We start from the raw sequence: 23,134 nt of genomic DNA, 5'->3' as shown, positions 1-23,134 counted from the left end.
CGCGCTACTCGCTATCGGTCTTGGGAGCGGCGGCATCGGTGGTCGCCGTGTTGTCCGTGCCGTTGTTTGGCGCAGGGGCTGCCACGGTTTCAACTGTCGCGCCGGGCCGGACCTTCTGCAGGCCCTGTATGATCACCTGCTCGCCCTCGCGCAGCCCGTCGAGGATGACCATATCGGTCCCGTTCTGTGATCCCGTCTGGACATAGCGCTGCTGCACGAGGTTGTCGCTGCTCACCACGAGAACGAACGAGCCCTTCTGATCTCGGCTGATGGCCGTCTGCGGCACAAGCAGGCGCGTGACCGGGGTTTCCGACTGGATGAAGACATCGACGAACCCGCCGTCGAAGATCAGGCCCTGTTCGTTGTCGAACTGCGCCCGCACGGTGATGGCGCCCGTGGCCGGGTCGATCCGGTTGTCGATATAGGCGATCTTGCCCGGTTGCTTCAGGCGGGTGCCGTTCGCAAGCTCCACATAGACTTTCGCCCCGGCGCCACCGTCGGGCACCTGGGGGGAGGTCGTGCCGACCTGCTGCATGACATCGATCAGCGTCCGGTCGCTGACCGAAAATGCGACATAGATCGGCGCTTCCTTCACAAGTGTTGCCAGCGGACCCGATGTCGGGCTGATCAGCGCGCCGACGCTGACCTGCGCGCGGCCGATCCGGCCGTCGAAGGGGGCGGTGATCTTGGTATAGCTGACATCGAGCTGGGCCTGCCGGGCCGCGGCTTCGGCCGCGGCGACCTGTGCTGCGGCGACCTTTTCGGCGGCCGTGGCGGTATCGACATCGGCCTGGGACACGGTCTGGCGTGTCAGCAGTTCCTGTTTGCGCTTCAGGTCCAGCTGCGCGTTTTCAAGGCTGGCCTTGGCCTGTGCCACATCGGCCTGCCGCGCTTCCAGCACCGCCTGGTACATGTCGCTGTCGATCTGGAACAGCAGGTCGCCCCTTTTCACGTTGGTTCCGCTGGGCGCGTTCTGGCTTTTCAGGTAGCCGCTGACACGGGCCGTCAGGTCGACCTTGTCGATGGCCTCGCCCCGGCCGATGAACTCGGCCTCCTGCGCGATCTCGCGGCTGACAACAGGGGCCGTGACGACCTTGGGCGGGGCGGGCTGGGCGACCGCGGTCGCGGCGAGCATGCCGGCAAGGGCCGCTGCCGCAAGCCGGCCGATCAGCTGCGACGCACGGGTCCGATGGGCGATGGGCATGGCGATATCCTGTCGGGTGGTTCCGGAATTCCCTTACTTGGTAGCGCCGCGCCGGCCACATCGCGAGCTTTTTCAGGTAACATTTCTCAAAGCCTGGGCGCCGCGATGCGGCGCCCTGTCCGGCCTGCGACCGATGTGCACGGCCCGTCACACTGGCGTGAAGCTCCTTTGCGCAGGCGCCGCGCTGCGGCATCCTGCAGGCGGCGGTGATTTGCTGCCTCATCCATGTTCCGGAGATCCTACGCATGCCCGACACGGCCCCCGACATGACCCTGCGCGCCGCCGACCTCGTGGCGCGGCGCCTCTACGAGGCGGGCTGCCGTCATGCCTTCGGCATGCCGGGGGGCGAGGTTCTGACCATCGTCGACGCGCTGGAGCGGGCGGGCATCCGCTTCGTTCTGGTCAAGCACGAGAACGCGGGCGGGTTCATGGCCGAAGGTGTGCATCACCGCAACGGGGCGCCGGCAGTGCTGGTCGCGACGGTGGGGCCGGGCGCGCTGAACGCCGTCAACGTGGTGGCCAACGCGCATCAGGACAGGGTGCCGATGATCGTGCTGACCGGCTGCGTCGACGCGGACGAGGCGCTGACCTATACGCACCAGGTGCTGGATCATCAGGCGGTGTTCCGCGAGGTGACGAAGGCCAGCTTCCGGCTGACCGCCGACGGCGCCGACACGATTGCCGACAAGGCCGTGGTCACCGCGATGGAACCGCGGCAGGGGCCGGTGCATATCGACGTGCCCATCGGCGTGGCCGATGCCCCCGCGGCGCCGGTTGTCCGGCGGCGGCGGGGGATTGAGGCGCCAGTCCAGCCCTCGGGCGCAGCGCTGGCGCAGGCGCGGGAGTGGTTGCAGACGGCCGAGCGGCCCCTGGCGATCATCGGGCTGGATGTGCTGACCGGCGGTGGGTCGTCCATCGCGCGGGCCTTTGTCGAACATTTCGGGATTCCCACGATCACGACCTACAAGGCCAAGGGAGTTCTGCCTGAAGATCATCCGCTGGCGCTGGGCGGCGCAGGGCTGTCGCCGCTGGCCGACGGGCACCTGCTGCCGCTTGTGCGGCAGGCCGACACGATCTTCCTGATCGGCTACGATCCGATCGAGATGCGTGCCGGCTGGCGCGAGATCTGGGACCCGGCCGTGCAACGCGTCGTCGACATCCCGGCGGTGCCCAACACGCATTACATGCACCAGGCCTCGCTGAACCTCGTTGCCGATGCCGGGGCAACGCTGGAAGTGCTGGCCAGTGGTATTCCGGCGCGCCGGACGTGGTCGGGGGGAGAGCCCGGGGAGGTGAAGGCAGCGCTGGGACGCGCCTTTACGGCCGGGGATGACTGGGGACCGGCCGCCGCCATCGAGGAAGCGCGGGCGGTGTTGCCCGCGGACACGCTGGCCACCGCGGACAGTGGCGCGCATCGGATCCTGCTGTCGCAGATGTGGGAGTGCCCTGAGCCGAAGGCGCTGGTGCAATCCTCGGGGCTCTGCACGATGGGCTGCGCGGTCCCGCTGGCGATGGGGCTGAAGCTGGCAAGCCCGGATCGGCCGGTGGTGAGCTTTTCAGGCGATGCCGGGTTCCTGATGGTCGCGGGCGAACTGGCGACAGCGGCCGAGATGGGGCTGGCGCCGATCTTCGTGGTCTTTGTCGATGCGAGCCTTGCGCTGATCGAACTGAAACAGAGACAGCGGCAGATGGCCAATACCGGTGTCGACTTCGCCCGCCACGATTACGCGGCCATGGGGCGGGCTTTCGGCGGGGAAGGCGTGACGGTCCGGGATCGGGCCGGTTTGCGCGCGGCGTTGACCGATGCGCTGACGACCGACCGGTTCACCGTGATCGCGGTGGAAATCGAGCGCGGGAGTTACGACGGGCGGATCTGAACGGCCGGAGTCTCCGCCAAGCGCGCGGGCGGCCCGCCCGCGCTCCCTGCGGCTTGAAACCTGGGCGTTTCCAGCCTGGACGCCCGGGCGCGTGGCTCTCCCTTAGCGAGAGTTTCATGTGCGCACGCGCGATTCGCTTGTTGTGTGAAACTGCGCAGTCCGGAGGGGCGAAAAACCGCCTGAAACCGGCGCTGCTGTCGGCATCGCATTGCCCGGCGTGGATTTTTCGCCCCCGAGAATGTTTCCAGTATGCGCGAAATGGCGCCGGTTCCCCGAGATATTGGCGAGCCACCGCACACAGCGCTTCACCAATACGCGAGCGTGGTCGATAGGGTCTTCGGCCAAGGGCTCCGTCTGCTACGCAATAAATGAAACGCCTGTTTGGCGCGGACGAAACCCAAGGCGGGAAACGGCATGGAACACGATATCTTCTGGCAACCTGTCAGCCTGCCTTCGGGCACATCCCTTGAGAACTGGAACGGGGTGCTGCGGGGGTTCCTGTCTCATGCCGCCGCGACGCCCGCCTATCTGGCGGCGGTTCTGGATGCCGAACCGGATTTTGCCAAGGCCCATGCGATCAAGGGGCTGTTCCTGCTTCTGCTGGGCCGCCGCGAACTGATCGCCGATGCCGGCGACGCGCTGCGCAACGCGCGGGCGGCGGCGGCGCGGACGGCGCCTTTGCCCAACGAGGCCCCCTATATCGAGGCGCTGGCCGACTGGATGGCGGACCGGCCGGAGAAAGCGGTCGAGCGGTTCGAGGGGGTGCTGACCTTGCAGCCCGACGACACGCTGGCGATGAAACTGGGTCACGCGATCCGGTTCGTGCTGGGGGACGGGCCGGGGATGCGTGCGTCGATCGAACGGGTCCTGCCGGCTTATGCGCCGGATCACCCCGGGCGCGGCTACCTGCTGGGCTGCCAGGCCTTCGCGCTGGAGGAAACCGGCGCCTACCTGCAGGCCGAGATCGCCGGTCGACAGGCGCTCTGGATGGCAAGCGACGATGCATGGGGCCTGCATGCGGTGGCGCATGTCCATGACATGACCGGGAACGCGTCGCGCGGGCTCGACTGGCTGTCCGGGCGCGAGGCCGCCTGGGCGCATTGCAACAATTTTCGCTACCACGTGTCGTGGCACAAGGCGCTGATGCTGCTGGACCTGGGCCGAACCGAGACGGTGCTGGAGCTTTACGACCGCGAGATCCGCAAGGACCGGACCGACGATCACCGCGATATCTCGAACGCCACGTCGCTGCTGATGCGGCTGGAACTGAACGGCGTGGATGTGGGCGCCCGTTGGGATGAACTGGCGGACCTGAGCGCGGAACGGACCGAGGACGGCTGCCTGATCTTCGCCGACCTGCATTACCTGATGGCGCTGACCCGAGGCGGGCGCGATGGCGCGGTGGCCGATCTGCTGGGCCGCCTCCACAGCGATGCGAACCGCGCGGACTGCGTGATGTCGCGGCGGATGGCGCAGCCCGGCGTGCCGGCCGCCCTGGGCCTGGAGGCTTTCGGCGACGGAAACTATGCCGACGCTTTCGGGCATCTGGTGCGCGCGCGGGAGACGATGCAACTGGCAGGCGGAAGCCATGCCCAGCGGGACGTTTTCGAACGCATCACCATCGACGCGGGCCTGCGCGCAGGCCTGCTGGACGCGACCGAGACGCTGCTGGACGACCGCCGCCGCAACCGGGGCGGGCACGAGGATGGCTATTCGGCGGCGCGCCGCGCACTGATCGCGTCAGGACGCGATGCCGCAACGCGGCAGCGTGTCCCCGCAGAGTAAACTGGCCACAGACAACACTAAAAATGGCCGGACAACTGCCCATGACCTCTGCTACCCCCGATCGAGATTTCGCTACGGTCCCACGATCCCCGGGCAGACCCGCTGAAACCGCGACTGTCACCACCCGTGACTTGCGCCTGGACGTGGCGCGCGGCATCGCGATGTTCATCATTCTGATCGCGCATATTCCCTACGACCCGTGGGCCAACTGGATCCCCGCCCGATTCGGATTCTCGGACGCGACCGAAATCTTCGTCTTCTGTTCCGGCATGGCCTCGGCCATTGCCTTCGGCGGGGCGTTTCTGAACCGCGGATGGGCGATGGGCACGGCCCGGACTGCCTATCGCCTCTGGCAGGTCTACTGGGCGCATATCGGGCTTTTCTTCTTTGTTGCCATGTCGATGGCCGCGATCGACCTTTATGCGAACTTCGACAAGAGCTATGTCGACGCCCTGAACCTCCAACATTTCTTCGAAGCGCCCGAGAAGAATATTGTAGCGCTCTTCACGCTGACATATGTGCCGAATTACTTCGACATTTTGCCGATGTATCTGGGTGTTCTGGCATTGATGCCTGTTCTGATGTTCATCGTCATGCGTGTTGGCGTAGCGGCTGCGATGGCGACATCCGTCGCGATCTGGCTGGCCGCGAATTTCGGCATGTTTCCCCTTCCGGCCGAGCCATGGTCGGACAGGCAGTGGTTCTTCAACCCGTTCGCCTGGCAGCTTCTGTTCTTCACCGGTTTCGCTTTCATGCGCGGATGGCTGCCGGCCCCGCGGATTTCCGCCGGCCTGATCTGGCTGTCGATCGCCTTCCTGATCCTTGGCGCGCCCTTCGGAGCGTGGAAGGTTTTCCTGTGGGTCGAAGCGGGCCACCAGGGCCTGGGCGACTGGATCCGGTCGACCTATCCGCTGACGGCCGAACTGCGCGACAAGACCGAGTTCGGGTTGCTCAGATACCTGCATTTCCTGGCCATAGCGTACCTGGCGTACGCGGCCGTGGGTGATGGCGGGCATCGTTTGCACGCCACGGGCGACGGTTTCGGCGCGCGCATCTGGCGCTGGCTGATGGTGCAGATCGTTAAGGTCGGGCAGCAGTCCTTGGCGGTTTTCGTGTTCTCGATGGCCATCGCCCAGCTGATCGGCATGACGTTCGATCAGCTGGGGCGTTCCTTCGCGGTTGTAACGGCAGGGAACTTAATCGGATTTGGGTTGTTAATAGGCGTGGCCTATCTGGCCAGCTGGTTCAAATCCCAACCTTGGCGGGGGCGCAAGGCATGACTGTAACACGACGCGTCTTCATGGCCGCGCTGGCGGCGGCTGCCGCGCAGCCGGCATTTTCGCGACGTGCGCATGCGGAGGGCGAGCCGTTCTCGCACGAGCAGGTCATCGCGTTGGCCGAGGCGCTTTCCAAGAAGAGGTACAAGGCCCGGCCGATGGTGCCCGAGGCATGGCAGACGCTGACCTACGATCAGTACCGGGCGATGCAGTTCGACACCAAGAAGGCGATGTGGCGGGAAAGCCCGTCGTCCTACGAGGTCGATTTCTTCGCGCCCGGGCTTTACTTCCCGCGGTCGGTTCAGGTGTTCGAGGTCATGAATGGCATGGCCCTGCCGGTGCCGTTCGAGATGGACAAGTTCAAGATCTACGACCACGTGGCGCTTCCCGACCTGCCGGTCGACGAGACGCTGGGCTATTCCGGCCTGCGGCTGCGGACCTTCCTCGATGTTCCCGGCAAGAAGACGGAATACGCCGTTTTCCAGGGGGCCAGCTACTTCCGCGCCATCGGCGTGGGCCAGACCTATGGCCTGTCGGCCCGTGGCCTCGCGTTGAACACCGGCGACCCGGAAGGCGAGGAGTTCCCGGACTTCACCCATTTCTGGATCGAACGGCCCGATGCGGAACAGCGCGACGTCGTCGTGCATGCGCTTCTGGACAGCCCATCCGTCTCCGGCGCCTACCGGTTCGACATCTCGCCCGGCGAGGCGGCGGTGATAGACATTCAGGCGACGCTGTTCCCGCGCGAGGATCTGGAGCATGTGGGCATCGCGCCCCTGACCTCGATGTTCCTGTTCGACGAAAAGGACCGGTCGCGCTTCGACGATTTCCGCCCCGCGGTTCACGACAGCGACGGGCTGTTGATGAAGAACGGCGTGGGCGAGACGATCTGGCGGCCGCTGTCCAACCCGCGCGAATTGCAGGTGTCGTCCTTCGTGGACGAAAACCCGAAAGGGTTCGGCCTTATGCAACGCGCCCGCGATCTGGACGATTTCGCCGATTTCGAGGCGCTTTATCACAATCGCCCCTCTCTCTGGGTCGAACCCATGGGGGATTGGGGCGCGGGCGTGGTGCGGCTGGTGGAGATTCCGGCAGATCGCGAGATCTACGACAACATCGTTGCCTACTGGCGCCCGACCGAACCGTTGGCGGCCGGGTCCCGTACCGATCTGTCCTACCGCTTGACCTGGGGCCGGAAGGCGCCTGGCGAAGGCGGTCTGCCGCGGGTGGCCAACACGCTCATGGGAAGGGATTTCGACGGCAAGCAGCTTGCCGTGATCGAGTTCGAACCGCACCCGATGCACGAAGGTGATCTGGAGGACATAGACATTCACGTCTCCTCTCCCCATATCGAACTCAACCCGCCAATTCTTCAGCGCAACCCCGTGACAGGGGGCTTGCGTCTGGCGTTCTCATACGAACCCGGTGACCGGACGGCCGCAGAAATGCGCGCGCAGTTGCGTCGAAACGGGGAAAATATCTCTGAAATCTGGCTTTATCGGTGGACATCGTGACCCGAGATCTTTGCGTGATGCCTGACGCGTCTCCGTTGGAGATGCCGGCACAGAACTTCCAGTCCGTTTTCCGCGACGGGGCGGCGCCCCTTGGCGACGTGCCCCGTACAGCTGTGCTCTGGCGGCTTCTGGCCTTCGGTCCGGCGCTGGCGGCGACGGCGGGCTTGGTGTGGCTGATGGTGGGCTGGTTCGGCGACGACGGCATGGCGGCGATGGAAACCGGGCTGGTGACGCTGATCGCCTTCAACTTCTTCTGGATCAGCCTGACCGTCAGCACCGTCCTGCTGGGCCTGTTCCGCCTGACGCGCAAAGAGGCGATGCCGGCCCCGCAAGGCCCGGCCCGGCCGCTGAAGGTCGCGCTGCTGATGCCGGTCTACAACGAGGTGCCGTGGTACATTCTGGGCAACGCGCGGTCGATGCTGGAGGAACTGCGCCGGCGGGGCGGGGGGCATGAATACGCGCTCTTCATCCTGTCCGACACGCGGGACGAGGCGATTGCCGTCTCCGAACAGGCGGCGGTCGAGGCCGTGCGCGCGACCCTGCCCGAAGGCGCGCAGCTCTACTATCGTCGGCGGGCCGAGAACACGGACCGCAAGGTCGGCAACATTGCCGACTGGGTGCGCGGCTGGGGCGGCGCCTGGGACGCGATGCTGGTGCTGGATGCCGACAGCCTGATGACGGGCCGTGCGATCGTGCGTCTGAGCGATGCGCTGGCGGCCGACCCGGGCGCGGGGCTGATCCAGTCCTTCCCTCAGTTGATCGGGGCGCACAGCGTCTTCGGCCGGATGCAGCAATTCGCCAACGGCGTCTACGGCGCCGCACTGGCGGAAGGCGTGGCAAGCTGGAGCGGGGGCGAGGGCAACTACTGGGGCCACAACGCGATCATCCGCACGCGGGCCTTCGCGGCCTCGGCCGGGCTGCCGCACCTGCAGAGACGCGGCGGACGGACGGCGCTGATCATGAGCCACGATTTCGTCGAGGCGGGGCTTTTGCGCCGGGCCGGCTGGTCGGTCCGGTTCCTGCCGCGGATCAAGGGTTCCTACGAGGAAACGCCCGCCACGCTGATCGATCACATCCGCCGCGACCGGCGCTGGTGCCAGGGCAACCTGCAGCACCTGAACCTTCTGGCGACGCGCGGGTTCCGCGGCATGTCGCGCTTCCACCTGTTCAACGGGGCGATCGGTTACCTCATGTCCCCGATCTGGTTCGCGCTTCTTCTGATGTGGGCGCTGATCGGCCCGAGCGAAGAGGCGAGCGTGCTGAGCTATTTCAGCGAGACGAACCCCCTGCGTCCGGTCTGGCCCGAGATGACTGAGGGCCGGCACGTGCTGATCATCGTGCTGATGTACGCGATGCTGCTGGCGCCCAAGCTTCTGGGCATCGTGGCGGTGCCGCTGTCGGGCGCGAGCTTCGGTGCATTTGGCGGGGCTGGTCGGTTCGGCCTGGCGCTGGTGTCGGAGATCATTCTTTCGATCCTTTATGCGCCGATCCTGATGGTGCAGCAGATGATCGCCGTCTTCCGGATCGTGTTCGGGCTGCAGCAGGGCTGGGCCCCTCAGGCGCGCGACGGCGGGCAATACGGGTTGCGGACGCTTGCGATCTGCCACGCGCTGGAAACTGTCAGCGGCGTGGCCCTGACGCTGGGCATCCTGATCGGCGTGGTAACACCGTGGTTGATCCCGATCGCGATCAGCCTTGCGCTGGCCATCCCGCTCTCGGCGCTGAGCGGCCTGTCGCTGGCCGGGCGCGCCCGGTCGTGGATGGGCACGCGCGAGGATTATCGCGAACCGGCCGTCACCCGCACGGCTCGGATCTATCGCGGTGAGCTGAAGGCCATGCTGGAACGTCCGGCAGTCGTGCAGCCGGCGGAATAGGCGTCCCGCCCGGGCCGCGCCCGCTGGCGGCCCGCCCGCCCACCCTCGTCGGATCGCGTTCCGCGATCCTCCTTGCCGCCAGCGGGCGCGGTCCGGGCTCAGCTTTCGGGCATGTGCGCTTCGAACCAGTCGATGGCCATGTCGGCCCATCCCGGCGGTATCATGTGGCCCCCGGGATGAAGCGCGAGTTCGAGCGCCGATCCGTCTGCGCAGACCGTCCAGCTTCGGCGCCAGAAGGGTTCGGTCATATCGAAGCTGTCGGCCGTTTCGGTGGGGCAGGCGTTGGACGCGCGGAAGATTTCCAGACCGGCGAAGATATCCCCTTGCTGCCACTGGCCGTTCCGCAGGTAGCGGCCTTCGAGCGGCACCGTGGCGTCTGTCCAGCCATGGGTATGGTGGAGCTTCACCGGCCCCGCGCACCGATCCGGGTGCGGCCGCCAGAAACCACCCGCGATGGGCGCGTAGGCGGGGAAGGCATCGGGCGTGTCGCAGGCGATGTAGGTCACCATGAAGCCGCCGGCCGAAAACCCCGACAGCATCGTGCGGTCCGGGTCGATGCCGAAGCGGGCGCCGGCGTCTGCCGAGACGCGGGCGAGGAAGTCCGTCTCGTCCCGTCCATCGCCAAAATCAGGGATAAATGCCCAGAGGCGTCCTTCGCCCGAGCCGAACCCGCGGGAACCGGTGGGGGCGATGAGTGCATAGCCGCGGTCGGTCACGGAATCGACCAGCCCGGTGTTGCGCATCACCGCCGCGCCGTGGCTTCCGGCACCGTGAAGGTAGAGGATCGCCGGAACGGGACCCTCGGCAGGGCTGTCGGGCAGGGCGATGTGGTATTCGCCGTCGTCCAGGATGCAGGGGCCGGGCGTGGGACCGCAATCCGCAGCGGCGGGGCCGGCAATCAGGGCGCCTAGGGCGGCGATCAGGTATCGGGGTTCGGTCATTGGGTGTCCTGAGTCCAGGGGATGACGGGCAGGTCGCGCTTCAGCCAGCCCGGCCCGGCAGCCGAGCCGGACATGCCTTCGGGGATGTCGGTGATACCGGTGAAGCCGGCCTTTGAGAGCTGGGCCGTCATCCGGGCCGACCGGACGCCGGCGGCGCAGATGAGGGCGATGGGGGCTGACCGGTCGCCACCGGTGGCCCGGTCGAGCGCGGCGATGAAATCGTCGCGGCGCATGTCGATCGGGATGGCGGACGCGGCGATGCCGGTGCGCTGCCATTCGTCGGGGCGACGAATGTCGATGAGGTGGATGTCTCCGGCGGCGCTTTCGGAATGAGCCTGGGCCGGGTCGATGCGGCGGGCGTCGTGATCCTGCGGGATCAGGCGCCAGCGGTGGAGACCATAGGCTGTGGCACCGGTGACGGACACGGCCATGGCGGCGCCCAGCATCGCTCGGCGCGTGAGGGCAGAGGGATCCGTCACGTCCGGAGCGTTCCGGGCTGGCGCGCCACCGGGGGATACCGACGGGGATCGCGCCCTCGCCGGCCCACCCGCCCGCCCCCGTCGCATGCCTGCGGCATGCTCCGGACCGGGTCGGGCGCGATCGGCGCTGGCGCGCCGGGGATCTTGGGGAGCGAGTCGCACATGTGCCCTTCGTAGCATGGGGATGCGGGCGTCCGGCGTCCTGCGAGGGGCACGTGAGATCAACAATATGTCAGGGCGCGGGCCCGTATCTCAACGCCGCAGCAGGCGGAACGCGGCCGAGGCGCCCCACCCGGCGGCGATGGCGATGGCCAGCGACATCAGCCCGTAGACCAGCGGCTGCGCGCGGGACAGGTCGAACAGGAACCGTTCCAGCCCGACCTTGTTGACGTCGATCACCGTCGTGTAGCTGGACACCACGTCGCGGCCGCGCGTCAGGAAGATGCGGATGTCGTAGGCGCCTTCGGTCAGGTCCGATGGCATGGCCAGCGCGGTGCGGAACAGCGTGCTCTGATCCAGTGCCACCTTGCCTTCACGCATCTGGTAGAGATCCTTTTCCTCGCGGATGCGGATCAGGGCTTCGGTGAAGCGCGCGGCCTCGGTAATCTCGGACGGGGCGCCGACCGAGCGGATGGCGCGGTCGATCGAGATCTTCCAGCGCAGGTCCTCGGTTTCGCTCAGGATCTCGTCCAGGGGGGCGGTGGTGGCCACGGCATAGAAGCTGGGAGCCGCATCGACGAGCACGGCCTGGGTGTTGACCCAGATGCCGAACCGGCGCGCCTTCTTGCGGACGAGCACGGGCGCCGACGGGCCGGAAACGGTCACGATGACCTCGAGCGGCGGATCGGGGGGCATCGGGGCTTCACGCTTGACCGCGCCGAAGACGAGGATCTCCGAGCCGTCGAACTGCGTCGTGATCGCCACCCGGTCGCGGCTGAGGCCCAGCACCACTTCTTCCAGCGGTTCTTCCTGCGCCAGGGCAGCGCCGGACCAGAGGGCCACGACAAGACCAAGAAGGGCGCGCGCGATCATCTGGCCACCCCGGCTTTGGCGAGGGAATAAAGCTCGGACGGTTGAAGGAGAAGATCGAGCGCCAGCTTGCCGCAGACCAGCATGACGAGAAGCGCCAGCAGGATGCGCAATTGTTCGGCCTTCAGCTTCAGGCCCAGCGTGGTGCCGAACTGCGCGCCGATGACACCGCCCACCAGCAACAGGACCGCCAGAACCACGTCGACCGTGTAGTTGGTCGTGGCGTGCAGAAGCGTTGTGAAGCCGGTCACGAAGATGATCTGGAAGAGCGACGTGCCCACCACGACCTTCGTGGGCATCCCCAGCAGATAGATCATCGCGGGCACCATGATGAAGCCGCCGCCAACGCCCATGATCGCGGCCAGAACACCCACGAGCAGGCCGACGAGGATCGGCGGGATCACGGAAATGTAAAGCGCCGAGGTCCGGAAGCGCATCTTGAAGGGCAGGGCGTGGATCCAGGTCCGGTGCTTGCGTTCCGTCCGGACCGGCGCGCGGCGCGAGCGCCTGAGCGCCACGATGCTTTCGATGAACATCAAGGTGCCCACGATGCCCAAAAACAGCACGTAGGTCAGCCGGACCAGCAGATCGACCTGACCCAGACTGCGCAGGTAGTTGAAGATGTAGACCCCGACGGCCGCGCCGATCAGCCCGCCCACAAGCAGGACGGTGCCCATCTTCAGATCCACCGTCTTGCGCTGGAGATGCGCCAAGAGGCCCGAGAAGGACGAGGCGACGATCTGGTTGGCGCCGGTGGCAACAGCGACCGGGGGCGGCACGCCGATGAAGAACAGAAGCGGCGTGATCAGGAAGCCGCCGCCCACGCCGAACATGCCGGACAGGACACCCACCATCCCGCCCAGCCCAAGGACGAGGAAGGCATTGACCGAGACTTCTGCAATCGGGAGGTAGATCTGCATGGTCAAACCTAGCTGCGCCGCAGCACGTGTTGCAACGGCTCAATCGCACCGTAACGGCAAACGTGTCGTTGCGATCCGGTGCAGTATGCCGCGGCATCCGTGACGGGCCCGCGCCCGTGCCACGGACATTCCGGATTCGTGAGGCTTCGGGGCGTGACATCCGGCGGCGAAGCCGTCAGAAAGTGACGGCCCCGATGGGCAACGGCATGAAATGTGACGGGAACAGGGACGCGCAGATGGCATTCGACTATGACCTTTTCGTGATCGGCGGCGGCTCGGGCGGGGTGCGCGCGGCGCGCGTGGCCGCGGGCGAGACCGGCGCCAAGGTGGGCCTGGCGGAGATGGACCGCTATGGCGGCACCTGCGTGATCCGGGGGTGCGTGCCGAAAAAGCTCATGGTCTTCGCGTCGGCCTTTCCCGGCATGATGGAAGACGCGCGCGAATACGGCTGGACGGTCGAGGCCGGCGGGCTGGACTGGAAGGCTTTCCATGCGCGGCTGGCGGGGGAGCTTGACCGGCTGGAAGGGATCTACCGCAAGCTCTTGGCGGGGCCGGGGGTGGAAACCTTCGATGCGCGGGCCCGGATCAAGGATCCGCATACGGTGGAGCTGAGCACGGGGCAGACGGTCACGGCCAAGCATATCCTGATCGCGGCAGGCGGCCGCCCGGTGCGCCCCGATGTGCCGGGTGCCGAACTGGGGCTGGTGTCGGACGATATCTTCCACATGGATGCCCTGCCGAACAACATCCTGATTGTCGGCGGCGGTTTTATCGCCTGCGAATTCGCCTGCATCCTGAAAGGCATGGGCGCGAACGTGACGCTGTTCTACCGCGGCGATCAGATCCTGCGGGGCTTCGATGACGAGGCCCGCGATCTTGTTGCCGAGGAGATGCGCCGCAAGGGCATCGACATCCGCACCGGAACCAACGTGGCCGAACTGTCGGACGGCTATGGCGGGGTGCTGGTCAAGGACACGAACGGGGCGGAAATGGTCTATGAAAAGGTCATGTTCGCCACAGGGCGCAGCCCGAACACCCACGACATGGGGCTGGAAGAGGTCGGCGTCGAGCTGGGCCGTTACGGAGAGATCGTCGTCGACGCATATTCCCAGACCAAGGTGCCGTCGATCTATGCTATCGGCGATGTGACCAACCGGGTGAACCTGACCCCGGTCGCGATTCGCGAAGGCATGGCCTTTGTTGAGACGGTCTTCCGGGGCAACCCGACGCCGGTGGATCACGAGCTGATCCCCAGTGCCGTTTTCACCCAGCCCGAGCTGGGGACGGTGGGCTTGACCGAGGAAGAGGCGAAGAAGCAGGAAGAGGTCGAGATCTATTCGACCTCGTTCCGGCCGATGCAGACATCGTTCATCGACCGGGCGGACAAGGTTCTGATGAAGCTCGTCGTGTCGAAGGCGACGCGGAAGGTGCTGGGCTGCCACATCGTGGCGCCGCAGGCCGGAGAGCTGATACAGATGGCCGGGATCGCAGTGAAGATGGGGGCAACCAAGGAAGATTTCGACCGGACGGTTGCAGTTCACCCCACGATGTCGGAAGAGCTTGTGACAATGCGCGCGCCTGTGCGCTGAGGCCAGGGCCTGCGGCCCGTTGGCGTGTAAGGGTTGATTTCCACGGTCTGCCGCACAGGTAGTAGGCCAAAGGACAGCCGATCCGGACATTGACCGGAGGCGGCGAGCGGAGGGAAAGAAAGATATGGCGGGCAACAGCGGCGGCCCATGGGGCGGCGGTGGATCCGGTGGCAGCGGGCCACGGGGCAACGGTGGCGATCAGGGTCAGAACGGTTCGGGCAACAGGGGCGGCGGCGGTGGCCGACGTCCCGAAGACGGTCCCCAGATCCCCGAGATCGAGGAACTCGTCAAGAAAGGCCAGGATCAGCTGCGCGTCCTGATGGGCGGCCGCGGCGGTGGCAATCGCGGCGGCGGCACCGGGAGTGGCGGCGATGGCGGCGGTCCGCTGGTGACCCGCGGCATGGTGATCATCGGCCTTCTGGTCGGTGCGTTCCTGTGGCTCTGGGCCAGCGTCTACACGGTGAAGCCCGAAGAACAATCGGTGGAACTGTTCCTTGGCCGGTTCTCGGACATCGGCATGCCCGGTCTGAACATCGCGCCGTGGCCCTTCGTGTCCTACGAGGTCATCCCGGTCACCCGGGAACAGACCGAAGACATGGGCAACACGGGCAGCACCAATTCGGGCCTGATGCTGACGGGCGACGAAAACGTCGTCGACATCGATTTCCAGGTCGTCTGGAACATCAAGGACCCGGCCGAATACCTGTTCAACCTGCGTGACCCGCGCCCGACGATCCGGGCCGTGTCGGAATCGGCCATGCGCGAGATCATCGCGCAATCGCAGCTGGCGCCGATCCTTAACCGGGACCGGGGCGCCATCGCCGCGCGGCTGAAAGAGCTGATCCAGCAGACGCTCGACAGCTATAACTCCGGCGTGAACATCATCCGGGTGAACTTCGACCGCGCCGACCCACCGGAAACGGTGATCGACGCCTTCCGCGACGTTCAGGCCGCCTCGCAGGAACGTGACCGCCTGCAGAACGTGGCCGACGCCTACGCCAACCGGGTTCTCGCCGAAGCGCGCGGTGAAGCCGCGCAGATCCTGGAAGAAGCGGAAGGTTATCGCGCCCAGCAGATCAACCAGGCCGAAGGTGAGGCAAGCCGCTTCGTTTCGGTTCTGGAAGAATACCGCAAGGCGCCGGAAGTGACGCGGAAACGTCTCTATCTCGAGACGATGGAAGAGGTCATGACCAACGTGGACAAGATCATCCTCGACAGCGGTGTCACCGGCGGCGGTTCGGGCGGGCAGGGCGTGTTGCCCTATCTGCCGCTGAACGAGCTGCGTCGTAACCGTCAGCAGGAGTCGAACTGATGCGCAAATCGACATTCATCCTTCCCGCCATCGTCGTGATCGTGGTGCTGCTGCTGTCGTCGATCTACATCGTCGACGAACGCCAGCGGGCGCTGGTGCTGCAATTCGGCCGGGTCGTCGACGTCCGGAACGATCCCGGGCTGGCCTTCAAATTGCCCTTCATCCAGCAAGTCGTCCGCTATGACGACCGGATCCTGTCGATCGACGTGCAGCCGCTGGAAGTCACGCCTCTCGACGACCGCCGCCTGGTGGTCGACGCCTTCGCACGCTACCGGATCGACAATGTCGAACAGTTCCGCGAAGCGGTGGGTCCCGGCGGGATCTCGACTGCCGAATCGCGGATCGACAGCATCCTGCGGGCCCAGACCCGGGAGATCCTCGGGTCGGTCACCTCGGATGACATCCTGAGCTCGGACCGGGCGGCGATGATGCTCCGGATCCGTGACGGCGCGATCAACGATGCCCGCGACCTGGGTGTCGACATCGTCGACGTGCGTCTGAAGGCCACCGACCTGCCGCGCCAGAACCTTCAGGCCACCTTCGACCGGATGCGGGCGGAACGCGAACGAGAAGCGACCGACGAACGCGCCCGTGGTAACGAGGCGGCGCAGCGTGTGCGCGCCCAGGCCGACCGGACGGTGGTCGAACTGGTGTCGGACGCGCAGCGGCAATCGGACATCATCCGCGGTGAATCGGATGCCCGCCGGAACGCGATTTTCGCTCAGGCCTTCGGGCAGGACGCGGATTTCTTCGAGTTCTACCGCTCGCTGCGGGCCTATGAACGGTCGCTTCTGGGCACCAACTCGCAGATGGTCCTGACGCCGGACAGCGATTTCTTCGTCTATCTGAAATCGCCCCTGCGTCCGGGCGAGACGATGCCCGAAGCCGAGGCCGATGCCCTGGCCGCGCCGGCCGGGATCGAGTTCGAGGAGACTTCGGACACGGGTGCCGATCCCGGTGTGACGGGCGAAGCGAATTCGGGAGTGACGATCCGGCAGACGCCGGAAGCCCCCGCAACGGATGATACGGCAGCCCCGTCCGACGACGCGGCTACCGACGGATCGGACTGAGCGGTCCCTGAGAGGAGCCGGGCATGGCGTGGCTCCTTCTCGGGCTCGGGCTGGTCCTTCTGATCGAAGGGCTGGTCTGGGCCATGGCGCCCGGGATGGTGGAGCGGATGCTTGAAATCTTGCGCACCCTGCCCGAGCCCGCCCGGCCGCAGGCCGGGCTTCTGGCCTGCGTGCTGGGCCTGATCCTGATCTGGCTGGCGGATCTACTGGGCGGGTTCTGACCCGCCCTTTTCATTTTTCCCCGTGCCGAACGTGTCGCCGCCGGATCGCGCCCGGCGCGGCCCGCCCGCCCACCCCGTCGGATCCCGGTCCGGGATCCTCCTTGCCGCCCCGGGCGCGATCCTTCCCAAAGGGCGTTGTAAGCCCATGTTGGCTGATTCGCGGGATGGAACGGCAGAGATCCGCCGTCGAAACGCGTTTTATTACAATCTCTCACAGTCCAGTCACATCTGGTTAACCCTCTCGTGTCTTGCTTTGCCTGTGACGGAGATGTCACTAGGATGCACTCATACCGGACGGGCGGGACCACTCACCGGCCCACGTCCCAAGGCACTCAAAAACATGTCCACCAAGGAGAGCTCCATTGCAGCTACAGGCAATTCCTTTCCCAGACGTCCAACCTGAAGCGCGCAGGCTTTCGGCCCGGGCCGTGCTGCTCGGCGCGGTGACGCTTCTGTTCCTGGCCCTTCAGGTCGCCTACGCTCAGGCGAAACCTGAAAGCCTGGCGCCGCTGACCGAGAAGGTCAGCCCGTCGGTCGTCAACATCACCACCACCACGATGGTCGAACGGCCCACCGGCCCGCAGGGGATCGTGCCCGAAGGCTCCCCCTTCGAGGACCTGTTCCGCGACTTCCGCGACCGCAACCAGCCCGAGGGCGAGGAACGCCGGCCGCGCCGGTCGTCGGCCCTTGGCTCCGGCTTCGTGATCTCGGAAGACGGCTATGTCGTCACCAACAACCACGTCATCGAAGGCGCGGACGAAATCCTGGTCGAGTTCTTCTCGGGCGAGGAGCTGCCGGCAACGCTGGTGGGCACCGATCCCAAGACCGACATCGCGCTGCTGAAGGTCGAAAGCGACGAGCCGCTGGGCTTCGTCAAGTTCGGCGACAGCGATGCCGCCCGCGTGGGCGACTGGGTTCTGGCCATGGGCAACCCGCTGGGGCAGGGCTTCTCGGCGTCCGTCGGGATCGTTTCGGCCCGCAACCGCGCGCTGAGCGGCACCTATGACGATTACATCCAGACCGACGCCGCCATCAACCGCGGCAACTCGGGCGGGCCGCTGTTCGACATGGACGGCGACGTGATCGGCGTGAACACCGCGATCCTGTCGCCCAATGGCGGTTCGATCGGGATCGGCTTCTCGATGGCATCCAACGTCGTGACCAAGGTCGTCGACCAGCTGCGTGAATTCGGCGAAACCCGCCGTGGCTGGCTGGGTGTCCGTATCCAGGACGTGACCGATGACGTGGCCGAGGCGATGGGTCTCGACGCGGCCGAAGGCGCGCTGATCACCGATGTGCCGGACGGTCCTGCGAAGGAGGCCGGGCTGAAATCGGGCGACGTGATCCTGGCCTTCGACGGCGAACCGGTGACGGACACGCGTGAACTGGTCCGCGAGGTTGGCAGCGCCACCGTCGGCAAGACGGTCCGCGTGAAGATCTTCCGCGATGGCGCCATGCAGGACGTCAAGGTCACGCTGGGCCGCCGGGAAGAGGCCGAAGGCACACCTGTTGCCCTGCAACAGGACGAAGACGCCGCCCCGGAAGAGGAACTGGACGTCCTTGGCCTGACCCTGCGCCCGCTGACGCAGACCATGCGCGAGGAAATGAGCCTTCCCGAAGATTCGTCCGGGCTGGTGATCCTGTCGGTCGACGAGATGAGCCAGGCGTTCGAAAAGGGTCTTCGCGCCGGTGACCTGATCACCGAGGCAGGCCAGCAGAAGGTCGAAACGCTCGACGGTTTCCAGGAGCGTATCGCCGGCGCGGAAGAAGCGGGCCGCAAGTCGATCCTGCTTCTGGTCCGCCGCAACGCGGAACCGCGCTTCGTCGCGCTGTCGCTCGAAGAAGAAGAGCCGAAAGACGACGCCGAGTAAGATCGACGTTCCGGGCGTGTCCCGCCCGGCTCCGGACAAAAAAACCCCCGCATGCAACTGCATGTGGGGGTTTTGAGTTTCGGCCTGCACCGAGGGGGATTGGCGCGGCCGGTTCGGCAGATAGTGGAAGACCCGGGACGGTGTTCGGGGGGCAGATACATGCCGCCCCGGATCTTCCATGACGGCCGGCCATCGTGAGGCGATGACCGACCGTCCGTTCCCGGCCCGGGGATGGGCAGAATGGACCGGGAAGCGTTGGGGAGAGCGTTCCGGTTCAGGACCGGGCTCTGGTATCCTCGCCTTACGTGCTGCGGCGGAAGCGGGTGTTCTGGGCGGCGATCCAGCCGGCGATCACCCGAAAGGTATCCGAGGTCGGCGCCGCGAACGGGGCGGTGCCGGTGATCGGGCAGTGCAGGCGGGGGTACATCATGCTGGGCTCTCCTTTGGGTGTGTGGGGCCGTTGCCCCGTCTTGAACCCAAACTGCCCGATTCCCGCCGCCCGCGATGTGAACTGGTTCACAGAGCGAAAGTTTTTCCGAAGTTTTTTGCGAACGGCGCCCATGGCGGGTCACCGAATGTCAAGAATGACAGGGGATATGTCGGGGATTGCGTCCACCGGGGCGGTGCGTGGAGACCACGCACCCTACCGACCGTCGGAAGGCGATCACCGTCGCGGGAACCTTGGCCTGTAGGGTGCGGGGTCTTCACGCACCGTTCCGCCCCAGGGGGTTCTACCCGGTTTCAGACAATGGGTCTTGCCGTCAGATCCGGTCGAGACAGGCCAGCGTTTCCAGCGCCGGCCGGTCCACGACTATCAGCCCGGCGCGGCTGGCCTCGATCACGCCCAGCCGTTTCCATTCCGACAGGGTTTTCGATACCGCCTCGCGCGTGGCGCCGACGAAATCGGCGAACTGCGACTGGTTCAGGCGCAGGGGGTCGGTGGGCGTGGCCAGATCGGCGGTCAGCGCCAGGATCTTGCGGGCCAGCCGGGGCTGGAGGGCGAGGAAGACCTGTTCGCTGTATTGCGTGTTCATCGCGCGCATCCGCTGCCCGGCCAGCGTGATCATGTCGACGGCCAGGTCCGGAGTCTCGCGGATCCGGGCCAGCACATCCGCATTGCGGACCCTGAGGACGGTACTGGGCTCGACCGCCGACAGGGTCGCGGTGCGGGGGCCGGGATCGAACAGCGCGATCTCTCCGAACAGGCTGCCGGGGCGGATCAGCGCCAGCACCAGCTTGCGGCCGTCCTGGGACAGCACGCTGATTTCAAGCGCACCGGTCAGCACGGCATAGAAGGCATCGCCGATGTTGCCCTGTTCAAAAAGCACCTCGCCGGGTTTCAGGGCGACCTCGGTCGCCAGCGCGTTCAGCATGGATTTCAGCTGGTCGGAGGCGTCGGACAAGAAGCCCGTCTGCGGCAAGACCCGTTGCGACATGACCGTTCCCCCCGGTGTTCGGTGGCCTACGGCCCGTTTCGGACAGTTTGGCCGCCGGGCGGGATGCGGTCAATTGTTTGGTGTGCGCCCGCTGCCGTCCCGCGGGACCGCCGACAGGCCCAGCGATTGCGCGGTCTGAAGCGTCAGGACGTCCCAGTCCATGCCCCGCGGGCGCTGGTAGGCGCGGATGGCGGCGCGGGTGTCGGCATCCAGCGTACCGGTCGCGGCCCCCGTGTAGAGCCCGCGGATCTTCAGCGCGCGTTGCAGGCTGGCGATGTAGTCGGGCGTCATGGTGTCGGGGCAGGGGGTGTCGACGGGGCGCGTCTCGCGCTTTTGCACGATCACCTGGCGGCTGGTGGTCTTGTACCGGGCCTCTTGCGCCGCTGTGCCATCGGCCGCGGGCCGGGCCGGGCGCAGAAGGGTCTGGACCGTTTCCGTTCTGATCACGGCGGGGCGGGTGTAGGTGGTGATGCAGGTCGCCTTGGGCGCGCGGGCCGGGTCGTTCGTGTCGTCGTAGGGGGGGATGAATGGCTGGCAGGCCGCAAGCATCCCGGCAAGCGCCATCACCCCGGATTTTGCGCGCACGGTCTTCAACCTGTTCCCACCTGCACCTGTTACCCCCGCCGGCCCGCACCCTGGCGGCGGGGCGGCCCCTGCGCCAAGTCCTGCCAGTGGGCCCGGTCCTTGTCCTCTTCCGGTGGCTGGACCAGCGTGTCAAGGAGCGGCGACAGATCCTCGACATCCTCGGCGATCACGTGGACGACGTTATGCGCCCGCTGGATCCGGCCCGTGACACGCAGCAGCCGCCCGGCGATCACGGCGCGGCGGAAGGTTTCGTAGATCGTCCGCCAGACGACGATGTTCACCACGCCGGTCTCGTCCTCCAGCGTGACGAAGATCACCCCCTTCGCGGTGCCGGGACGCTGGCGCAGGATCACCAGCCCCGCCACCGTCACCCGCGCGCCTTCGGGCGGCAGGTCCAGCTGGGCGGCCGTGATGCACGAGGGCGGGCGTGGCCAATGGGGCGGTTCGCCGGGCCGTTCGATGGAATATGAGTTGGAAGACATGACACGCATGGGAACATTATAGGAACATATGAGCCTTGTGTCCAATGCCGGTGCGTCGTCCGTGCCTCATGGGCAAAAGAGGCTGGCATGGCGCCCAAGCCCCCGTTACACAGACTGCCGATGACCGAACGGAGCCCACGGAACATGGCGAAAATCACCTATATCGAGCATAACGGAACCGAGCACGTGGTCGACGTCCCGAACGGGCTGACCGTGATGGAAGGCGCGCGCGACAACAACATCCCCGGGATCGAGGCAGATTGCGGCGGCGCCTGCGCCTGTTCGACCTGCCATGTCTACGTCGCCCCCGACTGGGTGGAGAAGCTGCCCGAGAAGGACGACATGGAAGCCGACATGCTGGATTTCGCGTACGAACCCGATGAAACCCGGTCGCGCCTGACCTGCCAGCTGCGCGTGTCCGACGCGCTGGACGGCCTTGTCGTGCAGATGCCCGAAAAGCAGATCTGATGCGTGGGGCCGCGCAGCTCGCCGCGGTCCTCTGCTCTGCCGCGGCGCTTGCGGGCGCCGCCCGGGCCGATATCGTGTCGGCCCACTATACCGAACCGACCACCCGCTACGCCCATGGCGTGCTGGGCGATGCCGTCGAATGGGGCGCGCTGGAACTGACCTCGCGCGATGGCGACGCATCCGTGCGCAGCACGCTGCTGCTGCCCGAAAGCCGCGTGTTCGAAGATACCGCCCCGCGCCTTGTCGATGTCGATGGGGATGGCGACGTGGAAGTGATCGTCGTTGAGACTGACGTCTCCCTTGGCGCGCAGCTCGCCATCTACGACGAGACCGGCAAGATCGCCGCCACCCCCCATATCGGTCGCGCCAATCGCTGGCTGGCGCCCTCGGGGGCGGGGGACATGGATGGCGACGGCTTCGTCGAAATCGCCTATGTCGACCGGCCGCATCTGGCCCGGGAACTCAAGATCCTGCGTTTTCGCAATGGCAAGCTGGAGCCGGTGGCCACCGTCACCGGCGTTACCAACCACCGCATCGGTGATCCGGAGATCGCGGGCGGCCTGCGCACCTGCGGTGCGCGGCCCGAACTGGTGCTGCTCGATTCCGGCTGGCGCAACATCGTGCTTGTGCACCTGGAGGGCGGGCGCCCCGTCGCCACGGCCCTCAACCACGGACCGTCGCAAATGGACGCCGTGCTGGCCTGTCGCTGAACCCGCGCTCTGCCCACAAATGAAGCAAGGATCCACCAATCGCGAAAATGCGATGTGAAGAGGGTTTGCTATATCCGATTGTTTTAGTAAGTATTGAGCAGTCGCGAGCCAGCCGCCAGATTCGGACGGACAGCCAGGACCACCCCAGACAGTGCATCCGGCAGGCGAACCGCCTTGCCGCCGGCACGACAACCGGAAGCGAAGGGCTTGCCGCCATGATCATCTGTCACTGCACCCAGGTCAGCGATCGTGACATCATGTCAGCCATCGACTGGATGCGCGCCTCGGACCCTGACACGATCATCACCGTCGGCAAGATCTACCACGCGCTTGGCAAGAAGGCCGATTGCGGTGGCTGCGTGTCGCTGTTCGTGTCGACCATGCGGTCCAACCCGAACTTCAAGGTGCCCGCGGTGCTGCAGAACCTGCGCGAGGCGCCGGGCGCCGAAGCCGAAAAGAAGGCCGCGCGCTAGGGTCAGCGCAAGGCCAG

The 23,134-nt window shown here is 66.2% G+C and carries 22 protein-coding genes; 13 read left to right on the top strand and 9 right to left on the bottom strand.

Annotated features, from left to right (window positions below):
* Window positions 1-4: 4 nt before the first annotated feature.
* Window positions 5-1,204: an efflux RND transporter periplasmic adaptor subunit gene (locus D4754_RS06935; RefSeq protein ID WP_121062161.1), complete on the bottom strand. Its 1,200-nt coding sequence runs from the start codon at window positions 1,202-1,204 to the stop codon at window positions 5-7.
* A gap of 245 nt (window positions 1,205-1,449) precedes the next feature.
* On the opposite strand from D4754_RS06935, the gene D4754_RS06930 reads away from it, so the two are divergent.
* The 5 genes from D4754_RS06930 (at window position 1,450) to mdoH (ending at window position 9,531) form a co-directional block, all read left to right on the top strand.
* Window positions 1,450-3,081, top strand: coding sequence for a thiamine pyrophosphate-binding protein (locus D4754_RS06930; protein ID WP_121062160.1), 1,632 nt, complete (start codon window positions 1,450-1,452; stop codon window positions 3,079-3,081).
* 414 nt (window positions 3,082-3,495) lie between these two features.
* Window positions 3,496-4,866 carry a tetratricopeptide repeat protein gene (locus D4754_RS06925; RefSeq protein WP_121062290.1) on the top strand — a complete coding sequence of 457 codons (1,371 nt, stop codon included), beginning with the start codon at window positions 3,496-3,498 and terminating at the stop codon, window positions 4,864-4,866.
* 41 nt (window positions 4,867-4,907) lie between these two features.
* On the top strand, window positions 4,908-6,146 hold the full coding sequence (locus tag D4754_RS06920) for an OpgC family protein (protein ID WP_121062159.1): 1,239 nt from the start codon (window positions 4,908-4,910) through the stop codon (window positions 6,144-6,146).
* The gene (locus D4754_RS06915; RefSeq protein WP_121062158.1) at window positions 6,143-7,657 is read left to right on the top strand and encodes an OpgD/OpgG family glucan biosynthesis protein; all 1,515 of its coding nucleotides are present in this window, start codon (window positions 6,143-6,145) and stop codon (window positions 7,655-7,657) included. The genes D4754_RS06920 and D4754_RS06915 overlap by 4 nt, the downstream gene beginning before the upstream one ends.
* On the top strand, window positions 7,654-9,531 hold the full coding sequence (mdoH, locus tag D4754_RS06910; protein WP_121062288.1) for a glucans biosynthesis glucosyltransferase MdoH: 1,878 nt from the start codon (window positions 7,654-7,656) through the stop codon (window positions 9,529-9,531). Before D4754_RS06915 ends, mdoH begins: the two co-directional genes overlap by 4 nt.
* A 98-nt stretch (window positions 9,532-9,629) precedes the next feature.
* On the opposite strand, the gene D4754_RS06905 is transcribed toward mdoH, so the two are convergent.
* The 4 genes from D4754_RS06905 to D4754_RS06890 form a co-directional block, all read right to left on the bottom strand.
* A complete protein-coding gene (locus D4754_RS06905) occupies window positions 9,630-10,472 on the bottom strand; it encodes a CE1 family esterase (RefSeq protein ID WP_121062157.1) in 843 nt (280 codons plus the stop codon).
* Window positions 10,469-10,951, bottom strand: coding sequence for a rhodanese-like domain-containing protein (locus D4754_RS06900; protein WP_240453779.1), 483 nt, complete (start codon window positions 10,949-10,951; stop codon window positions 10,469-10,471). Before D4754_RS06900 ends, D4754_RS06905 begins: the two co-directional genes overlap by 4 nt.
* Window positions 10,952-11,203: 252 nt before the next feature.
* Window positions 11,204-11,983, bottom strand: a complete 780-nt coding sequence (locus D4754_RS06895; protein ID WP_121062155.1) for a TIGR02186 family protein — start codon at window positions 11,981-11,983, stop codon at window positions 11,204-11,206.
* Window positions 11,980-12,900, bottom strand: coding sequence for a sulfite exporter TauE/SafE family protein (locus tag D4754_RS06890; RefSeq protein WP_121062287.1), 921 nt, complete (start codon window positions 12,898-12,900; stop codon window positions 11,980-11,982). Before D4754_RS06890 ends, D4754_RS06895 begins: the two co-directional genes overlap by 4 nt.
* Before the next feature lie 236 nt (window positions 12,901-13,136).
* Here D4754_RS06890 and gor point away from each other — a divergent pair, with 236 nt between their 5' ends.
* From gor to D4754_RS06865, 5 genes are all read left to right on the top strand, one after another.
* A complete protein-coding gene (gene gor, locus D4754_RS06885; RefSeq protein WP_121062285.1) occupies window positions 13,137-14,489 on the top strand; it encodes a glutathione-disulfide reductase in 1,353 nt (450 codons plus the stop codon).
* Window positions 14,490-14,613: 124 nt separating this feature from the next.
* The gene (hflK, locus tag D4754_RS06880; RefSeq protein ID WP_121062154.1) at window positions 14,614-15,801 is read left to right on the top strand and encodes an FtsH protease activity modulator HflK; all 1,188 of its coding nucleotides are present in this window, start codon (window positions 14,614-14,616) and stop codon (window positions 15,799-15,801) included.
* On the top strand, window positions 15,801-16,871 hold the full coding sequence (hflC, locus tag D4754_RS06875) for a protease modulator HflC (RefSeq protein WP_121062153.1): 1,071 nt from the start codon (window positions 15,801-15,803) through the stop codon (window positions 16,869-16,871). Before hflK ends, hflC begins: the two co-directional genes overlap by 1 nt.
* Before the next feature lie 23 nt (window positions 16,872-16,894).
* The gene (locus D4754_RS06870) at window positions 16,895-17,092 is read left to right on the top strand and encodes a DUF2065 family protein (protein WP_121062152.1); all 198 of its coding nucleotides are present in this window, start codon (window positions 16,895-16,897) and stop codon (window positions 17,090-17,092) included.
* Between the two features lie 362 nt (window positions 17,093-17,454).
* Complete coding sequence (locus tag D4754_RS06865) at window positions 17,455-18,963, top strand: DegQ family serine endoprotease (protein WP_420837201.1); 1,509 nt, start codon at window positions 17,455-17,457, stop codon at window positions 18,961-18,963.
* A gap of 301 nt (window positions 18,964-19,264) precedes the next feature.
* On the opposite strand, the gene D4754_RS24545 is transcribed toward D4754_RS06865, so the two are convergent.
* From D4754_RS24545 to D4754_RS06850, 4 genes are all read right to left on the bottom strand, one after another.
* Window positions 19,265-19,393 (bottom strand): hypothetical protein, encoded by a 129-nt coding sequence (locus D4754_RS24545; protein ID WP_276208618.1) that lies wholly within the window; start codon window positions 19,391-19,393, stop codon window positions 19,265-19,267.
* A 331-nt stretch (window positions 19,394-19,724) separates the two neighbouring features.
* Window positions 19,725-20,399 (bottom strand): Crp/Fnr family transcriptional regulator, encoded by a 675-nt coding sequence (locus tag D4754_RS06860; protein ID WP_121062151.1) that lies wholly within the window; start codon window positions 20,397-20,399, stop codon window positions 19,725-19,727.
* A 69-nt stretch (window positions 20,400-20,468) separates the two neighbouring features.
* A complete protein-coding gene (locus D4754_RS06855) occupies window positions 20,469-20,984 on the bottom strand; it encodes a peptidoglycan-binding domain-containing protein (RefSeq protein ID WP_240453792.1) in 516 nt (171 codons plus the stop codon).
* A gap of 29 nt (window positions 20,985-21,013) precedes the next feature.
* A complete protein-coding gene (locus D4754_RS06850; RefSeq protein WP_420837200.1) occupies window positions 21,014-21,466 on the bottom strand; it encodes an OB-fold nucleic acid binding domain-containing protein in 453 nt (150 codons plus the stop codon).
* Window positions 21,467-21,610: 144 nt separating this feature from the next.
* Here D4754_RS06850 and D4754_RS06845 point away from each other — a divergent pair, with 144 nt between their 5' ends.
* From D4754_RS06845 to D4754_RS06835, 3 genes are all read left to right on the top strand, one after another.
* A complete protein-coding gene (locus tag D4754_RS06845) occupies window positions 21,611-21,934 on the top strand; it encodes a 2Fe-2S iron-sulfur cluster-binding protein (protein ID WP_121062148.1) in 324 nt (107 codons plus the stop codon).
* Window positions 21,934-22,644, top strand: coding sequence for an FG-GAP repeat domain-containing protein (locus D4754_RS06840; protein WP_121062147.1), 711 nt, complete (start codon window positions 21,934-21,936; stop codon window positions 22,642-22,644). The genes D4754_RS06845 and D4754_RS06840 overlap by 1 nt, the downstream gene beginning before the upstream one ends.
* Window positions 22,645-22,859: 215 nt before the next feature.
* Window positions 22,860-23,117 carry a (2Fe-2S)-binding protein gene (locus D4754_RS06835; protein WP_121062146.1) on the top strand — a complete coding sequence of 86 codons (258 nt, stop codon included), beginning with the start codon at window positions 22,860-22,862 and terminating at the stop codon, window positions 23,115-23,117.
* The last annotated feature ends 17 nt before the right edge of the window (window positions 23,118-23,134 follow it).

This window comes from Chachezhania antarctica, from assembly GCF_003646465.1.
Lineage (GTDB): Bacteria > Pseudomonadota > Alphaproteobacteria > Rhodobacterales > Rhodobacteraceae > Chachezhania > Chachezhania antarctica.
Note: the sequence above shows the minus strand (reverse complement) of the source record. Positions and strands in the feature narration are given on the sequence as shown.